General features: G+C 42.9%; 10 protein-coding genes and 1 pseudogene. 6 read left to right on the forward strand and 5 right to left on the reverse strand.

The window, feature by feature from the left end:
- Positions 1 to 55: 55 nt before the first annotated feature.
- From AC19MV_RS22580 to AC19MV_RS22590, 3 genes and pseudogenes are all read right to left on the reverse strand, one after another.
- Positions 56 to 285 (reverse strand): annotated as a pseudogene (locus tag AC19MV_RS22580) (IS3 family transposase); the annotation flags it as partial.
- A 494-nt stretch (positions 286 to 779) separates the two neighbouring features.
- Positions 780 to 1520 carry a hypothetical protein gene (locus AC19MV_RS22585; RefSeq protein ID WP_432339163.1) on the reverse strand — a complete coding sequence of 247 codons (741 nt, stop codon included), beginning with the start codon at positions 1518 to 1520 and terminating at the stop codon, positions 780 to 782.
- Between the two features lie 2 nt (positions 1521 to 1522).
- On the reverse strand, positions 1523 to 2458 hold the full coding sequence (locus tag AC19MV_RS22590) for an AraC family transcriptional regulator (RefSeq protein ID WP_432339164.1): 936 nt from the start codon (positions 2456 to 2458) through the stop codon (positions 1523 to 1525).
- Positions 2459 to 2580: 122 nt separating this feature from the next.
- On the opposite strand from AC19MV_RS22590, the gene msrA reads away from it, so the two are divergent.
- The 5 genes from msrA to AC19MV_RS22615 all read left to right on the forward strand — a co-directional run bounded on the left by msrA (position 2581) and on the right by AC19MV_RS22615 (position 4973).
- Complete coding sequence (msrA, locus tag AC19MV_RS22595) at positions 2581 to 3069, forward strand: peptide-methionine (S)-S-oxide reductase MsrA (RefSeq protein WP_069785042.1); 489 nt, start codon at positions 2581 to 2583, stop codon at positions 3067 to 3069.
- A gap of 3 nt (positions 3070 to 3072) precedes the next feature.
- Positions 3073 to 3333, forward strand: coding sequence for a glutaredoxin (locus tag AC19MV_RS22600; RefSeq protein WP_005403706.1), 261 nt, complete (start codon positions 3073 to 3075; stop codon positions 3331 to 3333).
- Positions 3334 to 3364: 31 nt separating this feature from the next.
- Positions 3365 to 3805, forward strand: coding sequence for a peptide-methionine (R)-S-oxide reductase MsrB (msrB, locus tag AC19MV_RS22605; RefSeq protein WP_005403705.1), 441 nt, complete (start codon positions 3365 to 3367; stop codon positions 3803 to 3805).
- Positions 3806 to 3859: 54 nt separating this feature from the next.
- The gene (locus AC19MV_RS22610) at positions 3860 to 4105 is read left to right on the forward strand and encodes a glutaredoxin family protein (RefSeq protein ID WP_011711656.1); all 246 of its coding nucleotides are present in this window, start codon (positions 3860 to 3862) and stop codon (positions 4103 to 4105) included.
- A 220-nt stretch (positions 4106 to 4325) separates the two neighbouring features.
- Positions 4326 to 4973, forward strand: a complete 648-nt coding sequence (locus tag AC19MV_RS22615) for a peptide-methionine (S)-S-oxide reductase MsrA (protein ID WP_223846397.1) — start codon at positions 4326 to 4328, stop codon at positions 4971 to 4973.
- 219 nt (positions 4974 to 5192) lie between these two features.
- Here AC19MV_RS22615 and AC19MV_RS22620 read toward each other — a convergent pair whose 3' ends face one another.
- Complete coding sequence (locus tag AC19MV_RS22620; protein ID WP_002119794.1) at positions 5193 to 6170, reverse strand: sensor domain-containing diguanylate cyclase; 978 nt, start codon at positions 6168 to 6170, stop codon at positions 5193 to 5195.
- A gap of 617 nt (positions 6171 to 6787) precedes the next feature.
- Positions 6788 to 8074, reverse strand: a complete 1287-nt coding sequence (locus AC19MV_RS22625; RefSeq protein ID WP_000257537.1) for a GAF domain-containing protein — start codon at positions 8072 to 8074, stop codon at positions 6788 to 6790.
- Between the two features lie 868 nt (positions 8075 to 8942).
- On the opposite strand from AC19MV_RS22625, the gene AC19MV_RS22630 reads away from it, so the two are divergent.
- Positions 8943 to 9104: a peptide-methionine (S)-S-oxide reductase gene (locus AC19MV_RS22630; RefSeq protein WP_223290059.1), complete on the forward strand. Its 162-nt coding sequence runs from the start codon at positions 8943 to 8945 to the stop codon at positions 9102 to 9104.
- Positions 9105 to 9208 lie beyond the last annotated feature (104 nt).

A 9208-nucleotide genomic window follows, 5' to 3' on the forward strand; every position in this document is an offset into this window, starting at 1 on the left:
AAGTAGGCGCGGCGTCGATTGTGGTAGGGGTGTTCAAACGTGACATAAATTTCTCCTAGTGATTTGAAAGACAGTACGCTGTATGTAGTGGTGAACTAATTTTGGCCACTTCGTTGTAGCCAAGCCAATATCTGCGCTCGGATTCATTCGGATCCAAACCACCGTTATAGTGATGTGACCTGAGCTGGCTGTAATAGCCAGCATGTAATCCAGTATTTCCCGCTCTGCTTCAGCAAAAGAACTATAGACTATCGTTGGCACACAGTCCGTTTTTAATCTTCTGAAGGTGTAGTGGTCGTTTAGGCATGATTGACGATCTAACGCTCCAGAACCAAATCAGGGATCTGGCTTTAGCGAGTCGGAGCGAACCGACCGATGGTTGGCGTACCGAAGAGCTTGACCCTAAGTTGTGGAACGGTTGGCGTAAAATGATTCAGGGGGACCGGCTAGAAATCGCTGAATACGATCTGACGGCTAAGGTTAGCCAAGGGGACTCTCCTAGTGACAAGCCCGGAGTGGTTGAAGGTCTAAAACAAAGAATAAGGGCTTACAACTTTAGTAAACAAAGGACGTCATCAATAGCAGTGATATAAAAAGTTATCTTTGCCGCCCCGATAAGGCTTTACGGGGCGACTAAGTCTCACCCAACCGACAATTCCGATAGTTTCAGAATAAGCTTTGAGTTTTCTAAGATTGGAATTACTACACCACAGCACGTACTCGAGATACTACAAATAGCTTTTTGGTAGGACCGATACCGAATAAATATCCATAATACATCAGGAGAAACTTTTCTTAATTTCCTGTAGCCGGTCATAAATCAGAGGTGGATAGTTTGCATGATATTCACCGCACTCTGGGCAAGTTTCTTGCTTTAGGTGCGCTTGATTGTCGAGATCTTGGTAAGGAAAAACGCTGAAGAGAAGTTCGTGCTGCATTAGTGTTTTATAAAAATTCTTGTGATAAGGTGCAATTTCGCTGTCTTTAATTTTGTCGAAATATAGGTCAACGCTGTTCAAAATACTCATGATTTCTTTAACCCCGTCAAACATTAAAATGTCGTCATCTTTGTGAATATCAACGTTCAACCCCTCTAGGTCCTCAATGAAACATTTAATCGCTCGCCTAGAATGCAGAAGGATATTTTGCGACTTGCCATCAACGGTCTTTTCCTGATCATAGCTAAAATTTTTAATGTTTCTTTCCACGAACATATAAAGTTCGTGAAGCTGATTCAACTCATGCCTCAATTGCTCCTTAGTGTACTCCTTTTCGATTTGCTGCTGGAGAAAGCCATTAGCGTCAATCTGGGCTTTCAGCGCTAGAAAGAGGACCACTGAACCCAAAATTTGTACGAATGGGCTTGAAATACCTCCCAAAGCATCACCTATTTCGCCATACCCTTTCAAATATTGCAGCGGAAGAAGAGGTGCAAACAAAGGGATAAGCAGGCAAGCCGCACCACCAATGACTATGACCCAGAAAGCTATTTTGGTAACAGGAGAGTTATAGATATTCATTTTTACACCTTTTCAGAATTTTCTTTTCTGTACGCGCTAGGAGTTTTGCCAATTTTTTTCTTAAACAACTTTTGAAAGTGTTCATGTGCCGGATACCCAATGGCTTCACTCACTTCGGGAACAGACTTACCGGATTCTTTAAGCAGCTGCTTTGCTTTTTCAAGCCGACAATAGGTTAAATAATCAAGAGGTGTCATGCCTGACAGCTCCTTAAATTTGACGCTGTAGTTCGTACGCGACATCCCCGCAATCCCGGCGAGATCGTCAAGACCCCATTTTTTATCGAGACTATGATGAATAGCTTCCAAGGTTTTGCTGAGTTGCGGATTTTCGATCAGTTTGAAGAATCCAGCATTTTTATTGGATTTGTACATGTGGATTCTTAACGCTTGCACGAAGATAATTTCGGTCAGCTTTCTGACTAACGTGTTGCTTCCAGGAAGCCCTGATTTTGCTTCCTGCTCTATGATACTTAATAGCATGGCAAGCCAAGGTGAGTGGGAGTTCTCAGCACTCTTGATATGAACAATGTTTGGCAGTGAATTTAAGAATGGATGATCGGGTCCGCCGTTAAAACAAAAATGACCGCAAACGACATTTGCTTTTGGTTTGCTCTGATCGCCGTACTCAAGAACTTGAGTTTCGGTGAGGTTGGCCTTGGATCTAAATTTGACCGCCGGCTCGGCCTTAATCTTTGGCGCACTGGTCATGGTGTGCTCCATCCCTTTGAATAAGATCAAAATATCCCCCAGCTCCGCCAAGGCCTTAAGTTTAAGTTTTGGCACCTCGTACCAAAACTCGCCATGAGTGACGATATGAAATCTGGCTAGATTCTCTTCCTGTGGAAGATTAATACCCCAGTCTCCCGCAAATGAGGTTCTATACCAGTAGCTGCTAGTAAGCTCTACCTTATCTAAAATTTCACTGAGAACATCCATATATAGCTCCTACGTAAACTGTCCAATAGGTCATGTTATACGAACTATTGAACATATTATATCTATTTTACATGCTGTAAAGTCAGTCTAATCAGTAAGTGGATGAAAACTAAGGAGGCTTTATGAAACTAGATTATGTGATCGTTGCCGGAGGGTGTTTTTGGGGTCTCGAAGACCTCCTTAGGAGTCTGGACGGTGTGACGTCAACGAAGGTGGGCTACTCTGGCGGAGATTTTGATGATCCTACCTACGCCGATATTATAACAGGGAAAACGGGGCACGCCGAAGCGGTTCGCGTGGAATACGACCAAGACGAAATATCTCTCGAAGAGATTCTACATTACTTTTTCAAAATCCATGATCCGACTACGAAGAATCGCCAAGGAAATGATGTTGGCACTTCGTATCGCTCGGCAGCGTTCTATCGTGACGATGCACAGAAAGCGATTATCGAAAACGTGATTGATGAGGTCAATGAGATCGGTCGCTTCGAGAATGAAGTGGTCACGACCGTCACCCTGGAAAAAGAATTCTACGACGCTGAGGCATATCACCAAAACTATTTGCAGAGGAATCCCAGCGGATACTCTTGCCATTTTGAAAGAGACTAAATCATGAACCAAATGAACGAGGAAAAAATGAAAGCACTTAAGAATGTTGTTATTTATACGAAAGACCATTGTCCATTTTGCGCACGCGTGAAGAATTACCTAACTGCTGAAAAGGTCGATTTCAAACAAATTCGCGTAGACGACGATCCGAAGACTTACCTGGAGTTGAAGGAAAGAACAAATCTCCAAACTGTACCGCAAGTTTTTGTGGATGGAGAATTCATTGGTAGTGCTACAGACTTCTTCTCGTGGATTGATAGCTAAAGAGTGAACCCTAAAATAAAGGAGCAAATATATGTTCAATTGGAAAAGCATTTACAACTACCTGGATAACGGCACTCCCGCGCCTCCCAAAAAAGTAGAAAAGAGCGAGGAAGAGTGGAAAGAAATTCTGACGCCAGCGCAATTTCGGGTCATGCGGATGAAAGGCACCGAACGCGCGCACACCGGAGAACTCTGTTCATTTTATGAAGCTGGAAGGTACGCCTGTGTGGGCTGCGACACCGAACTCTTTGACTCGAACCTAAAGTTCGATTCGGGAACGGGATGGCCGAGTTTTTCTGAGCCAGTCGCAGACAACGTAATTCAATATGAACTGGATACGACCTTCGGGCGCAGAATCGAAGTGCTATGCAATGTGTGCGAAGCCCATCTGGGGCACGCTTTTCCAGACGGTCCTGAGCCATCAGGGGTCCGATTCTGTATTAACTCGGAGTCATTGAAGTTTGTAGAATAATTTTTAAATCGAGGGGGTTTATGAAAGTGAACCTTTTGAAAAAAGGAGCCGTTCGTGTTGATTAAGCTGTTCGGTCATAAAGACTGCCATAAAACCAAGATTTACCATTCGTACTTGCAAGAAAAAGGGAGCCAGTTTGTTTTTTTGGATGTTCATGAAGACGACGCGGCTGCTGATGAACTGTGCTCCCTCTATTCGAACGGAAAGCTGAATTTCCCGACAATAGTGGTTGGGACAAAGAAGCTGAGAAACCCCAAGTTCAAGGACCTTGACAGGTGGTTGGAAGCTTCAATGAAATAATGAGTTTTTTAGAATTATTAATAACTTAATAAGCAGTAAGATCAATGATTACAGCAATTTTCCGCAGTTGTGTTACCAAGAAACATGCTGCGGAGTTTTAGCAAAGATACTTCATCAAGCTGGTGTTGGAAAACGTGGTCTTATCGTCGTTTGCACGGCGTGAGGAATGGGAGTGGCTTCAATTTTTGAAAGTTAGGTGAAAAATATGTCGGATCTAAAAATGAATAAAGAAGACGGTGTTGAAAGCTATGAATTTGCAACCCCTGAAGCAATCGAAGAAGCATTGAAAATCGGGAAGCTTAGTCAAACGGTTTTCGGCATGGGTTGCTTTTGGGGACCGGATTCTAATTTTGGAGGGACGCAGGGAGTAGTGCAAACACGTGTTGGCTACGCTGGAGCATCAACTCTGGATCCGAGTTACCGCAACATCAACGGACACGCCGAAGTCGTCAGAGTGATCTACGATAAAGACCAAATCAGCTACAGGGAACTTCTTGGAAGTTTTGAATCATGGTCTGTTCATGGTAGAAAGCAGGGCCAGTATCGCCAGATACTTTTTGTTTTTGATCTGGAGCAAAAACAAGTAGCTGAAGAACTGATTCAAGCGATTGGAAAGGAGAAATCTCCCGAGGTGATTGAGGCCGGAGAACAAAATGGTTATTTTTGGCCCGCCGAAGATTACCATCAAAAGCATCGTCTTCGCAGAAACAAACAGCTTGTAAGTCTTGCAGAAGTAGATTTCGGTCCTCGCTGGGATGAACATCTGTATTTTACTAAATTAAATAGTACCGATAGAAAAGGCTTCAGTCTCTCAAGCTGGCTAAAAAAGTTGTCTCCGGAAATGCAGAAAGCTTACCGAATCGGTTAATCTGAAATTGCAGCTGGCTAAAGAACTCTATTTTCTATATGTAAAGAATGTGACGATCTCCTTCACATGGAGTCCAAGAGAGCATAAAAAATCTGTGTAAGTCGCATTACCCATGTATTTGAAAGGAATAAATAATGCCAATATCAGACCAGCTTATCGACCGAAGCAAGACCTCAGTTTTTATGAGGTCTTGAGATCAGCGCAGCATGAACAGATCTCTTACAGTGTGGCGAACACACTGGTTTGATTGCGGCCTTGGGTTTTAGCTTTGTATAACATCTGATCGGCGACTTCGAGCAACTGCTTTTTGTCGTCAAATAAATCAGCGCTGGCCAAACCTATGCTGACCGTTAATTGTCGTAATAACCACTCATGGTTAGCCACTACCAGCCTTAACTTTTCCAGTGTTTTATTTGCGGACGCTGTGTCTGTGCCTGGCAGGATCAGCACAAACTCTTCACCACCATAACGGGCGAAAAAGTCATAGTTCCTGCTATGGCGCTGAAACAGAGCCGCGACTTGACTCAGTGCCTCATCTCCTGCGGCATGACCATAGCTGTCGTTAAAACTCTTAAAGTGATCAATATCAATCAATGCCAGTACAAAAGATTGTCCTGTTCTTTGCCAGCGAGCAAATTCAGCTTCAAACTTGAGGTCAAAAGCTCTTCTGTTGTTCACCCCTGTCAGCGCATCCGTCATGCTGGTATTATGTAATTGTTCGCCGACTTTTTTCAGCTCCAGTATGGCGATCACTTGTCTGGACAGAGCCTGCAAAGAGCTTATCTGCCGCTGGTTCAGCTGCTTAGGAACATGATCATAGACACAAATAGTACCAATCACTGCACCTTCGGGATCAATCAGCGGCGAGCCAGCATAAAATCGGTAGCCAGGTCCTGAAATCACCATAGCATTGGTACTGAATCTGTGATCTAAAGTAGCGTCAGGGACCACCATTACCGCATCAGGTGTTTCCATTGCATACACGCAAAAGGACTCTTTAATTAATACAGAGGTACGCGAAATACCAACTTTTGCAATTAGATTCAGCTTTGTGTCATCGGTTCGCGTCACCATAGCCACTGGTGCATCACAGATATAACACGCCAGTTCAGTGATATCCCGCAGGTTCTGATCTGCTTCAGCAGGTGCTTTTAGTGTGGTTTCTGCACTAGCTGTTTGAGCTAAACTAAAGGTCATGTACTTCTCCGTTTTTCTACTACATTTTTCAAAGATCCTGCATAGAAAAATGAATTAAATCGTTGATTTAACTCTAGCATAGATCTGTCAGACTTGAAGTTATCTCTGTAGCAATGGTATTGTTTTGTACAATATTCGCCTGCTTGATTTGAGTTTTAGCTGTATTTATAAACTTTTGGCTTTTCCGGTCGCAGGCTCTATAATTTGCTCGTTTAAATCCAACTCTTCGTCTAACGTCATCTATTTAGTGTGCATGCGGCCTCCGGAGCATTTTCCGTGGCTTATTTTACCGAAGCATCGGGATTGCTAAATAGAGCTGAACGCTGTAATGCGCTTTCGAACTGAGCTTTCCGTAACTTCGGCATTAGTTCATGTACCTTGCTTACTGGATGTTGGTTGACGCGCAGCAGCACGTCCGTCAGATAATCGTAAACGTTTATAGCAGTGTTGACCTTGCTTTGAATGACGCCAACATGCTTAGCACCAAGCTCCGTTCAGCAGAATCACAGCCAGTTTTTCAGTTATCCCAAGTGTCACTCTCAGATTAAAGGCCGCCATACCGGATGTAGTGCCAACAAGAAAACTAAAACACAACTTCGCTGATCATCGCTGAGTGTTTATAAATCGTCTCCCATCACCGGTATCGATAAGCAGATAAGCCTGGTTATGCCATTAGCAGTTCTTGAAGCATTCCTGCTTTCAATGTCGTCAACGTGATCACGATTTGAGTTGAGATAACGACTCTGTTGCTGAAGACTCTCAGTTAATTGCCACTCACCAGATTCAAGAACAGCACCCGCTAACTCGGCACATACTGTTGCAAAACCATAAAGCGCTTGATTATCGCGGGTAAAACGCAGCGGCATCGTCTGGCCTTTTACAAGAAGGGACCATTCCAAAACTCTGTACTTACCTTTTAATCGGTTACTGACAAAAATAGTTATACTTGTACCGCTGGCGCCAACAACTAAAAAGCTCGTGATAGCTAGTCCTATCAGAGACCATAACTCTGGTTTCCCACTTAGTAACAGTGGATTAGGCAAATGACTCCTCAAAACGAGATCAGCACCAAGGGTCAGCGCTGTTTTATACACTGCTTGTTCTAATAATGGAGTTGCATTGACCAGTGACGCAACAGCATCACAACTATAAGGTTCTAGAACTGCCGTAGCTCTCAACCATTCTGTTTCATGGGCAATCGCCAACAAATTTGACCAAATTCGAACCAGTGCCGCTATATGAATGGAGTTTTCATCAGTCAGGACGGTTTGATTAAGCTGCTTATCCAGTTCCTGATGCCAGTATTGGTATTGGCTTGTCAAAAGTACAAACAACTCAGATTGAAGCAACTTATTATTAGTTACCGGTCTTATCCTATTTGACATCTCATTGAATAGTTGTATAAATTTTTTGTCTGCTTGTTGCTCACGCTTTAGCAGATCTTGCTGTTGTTGAAGCATCTGTAAATCGTATTCAATGGCCTGCTTAAAAAGTGTGAGTAAGGAACAGTGTTGTGATGCCCGATCTGGGCTTGAAAAGTCCAACATACACAAAGTACCGAAAGTTTTTCCGCTAGGCCAAAGCAATGGCAGGCCATAGTAATAACTAAAGCCTGCTGCAAATGTTGGGTTATTGTTTTCATATCGGGTACCGATTGCATTTTCAACTAGTAATGGCTGGTTACTGGAAATGACTTGGGAACAATAAGTGTTAAGTGCCAATGGAACAGGTTCACCGCAATAAAAAGTTGGTACTGACACACTGCCAACAGCCTGACAAATTTCGTTTTTATCTAATCGATTAATCAGCACACAAGGCACTTCCGCGACTTGAGCCATCGAGTTTACAATGCCTTGCCAGCGCTCTAGGAGCAGAGCGGTTTCTATGCTCAAATCTACTGCCATTTGTTCCCTCAGTATTTAAATAGTCCCCTTTTGCATCATTCGATCTTGTTTATCTCAGAGTATCAAACAGGAAACAAAGTGATTGATGTCAATCAGGGAATTAGCAGCATTGATGCATTAAGCGGCGCACATACACTCTAAGTAAAGTGCTTAAGTCTGATTATGGCAAGAAATTGTTACTTTGTCAGGGATAGTCAACACTTTATTAGCGAGAGACTTGCTTGGCTGACATTTAAGACAAATCGCGAGATTCCAAATCTGCCACCAACAGTCGGAACTGAGTAACTCACTTGAGCTTTAAAAAGTAAAGCATTGAAATATTTATGGTATTTATACATCCTACCTAGCTCACAGCAGAGTTTAGCATCGTGCATTAATATGACCTTACACTAAAAATACGTACTAGTTGACGTCTATCAAACTCGTTTACGAGATAGTGTAGTGGTCGACAAATTTTGGCCACATCGTTATTGCCTAATAACCGATGCTCTCTTTAAATGCGAAATGAGTAGTGCACGCATTTTTAGCCTTTTGGCAAAACGTTGATGTCTCGAAATTTTCAAGCGCTGTGCCTTGTTTATTTTCAGAAACGTCTGCTTTCAGTGAGTTCCTGATGCTCGGGCGCTCTAAATTATGGGTATAGACAATCTGATTTGCCCTATATTTGCAGTTTTTCGTGAACCCTTAATTTCACAACTCTTTTAATCTGATATCCAAAGTCTGCATCCATACATAGCCCCTACGTAAACTGTCTAATAAGTCACATTATACGAACTATTGAGCATGTTATATCTATTTTACATGCTGTAAATTCAGTTCCATTAGTAAATAGATAAAAACCAAGGAGGCTTTATGAAAAATAAATAATGTGATCGTTGCCGGAGGGTGTTTTTGGAGTCTCGAAGACCTCCTTAGAAATCAGGACGGCGTGACGTCAACGAAGGTGTGTAGTGGCACTGAAATGGCGACTGCGCAAGACGTGAAGATGAGCTGTCTGATAGCAACGGATTATCAAGCAGAACCTTCTTAAATACAATTTATTCCACGCCAATACAGCGTGCTGTCTTTCAAATCACTAGGAGAAATTTATGTCACGTTTGAACACCCCTACCACAATCGACGCCGCGCCTACTG

The sequence above is a fragment of the Shewanella sp. MF05913 genome, assembly GCF_059758095.1.

Bases quoted from the DNA above. Each gene is read 5' to 3' on its own strand.
- AC19MV_RS22585 (WP_432339163.1), bottom strand. From the start codon at position 1,520: ATGAATATCTATAACTCTCCTGTTACCAAAATAGCTTTCTGGGTCATA.
- AC19MV_RS22590 (WP_432339164.1), bottom strand. From the start codon at position 2,458: ATGGATGTTCTCAGTGAAATTTTAGATAAGGTAGAGCTTACTAGCAGC.
- msrA (WP_069785042.1), top strand. From the start codon at position 2,581: ATGAAACTAGATTATGTGATCGTTGCCGGAGGGTGTTTTTGGGGTCTC.
- AC19MV_RS22600 (WP_005403706.1), top strand. From the start codon at position 3,073: ATGAACCAAATGAACGAGGAAAAAATGAAAGCACTTAAGAATGTTGTT.
- msrB (WP_005403705.1), top strand. From the start codon at position 3,365: ATGTTCAATTGGAAAAGCATTTACAACTACCTGGATAACGGCACTCCC.
- AC19MV_RS22615 (WP_223846397.1), top strand. From the start codon at position 4,326: ATGAATAAAGAAGACGGTGTTGAAAGCTATGAATTTGCAACCCCTGAA.
- AC19MV_RS22620 (WP_002119794.1), bottom strand. From the start codon at position 6,170: ATGACCTTTAGTTTAGCTCAAACAGCTAGTGCAGAAACCACACTAAAA.
- AC19MV_RS22625 (WP_000257537.1), bottom strand. From the start codon at position 8,074: ATGGCAGTAGATTTGAGCATAGAAACCGCTCTGCTCCTAGAGCGCTGG.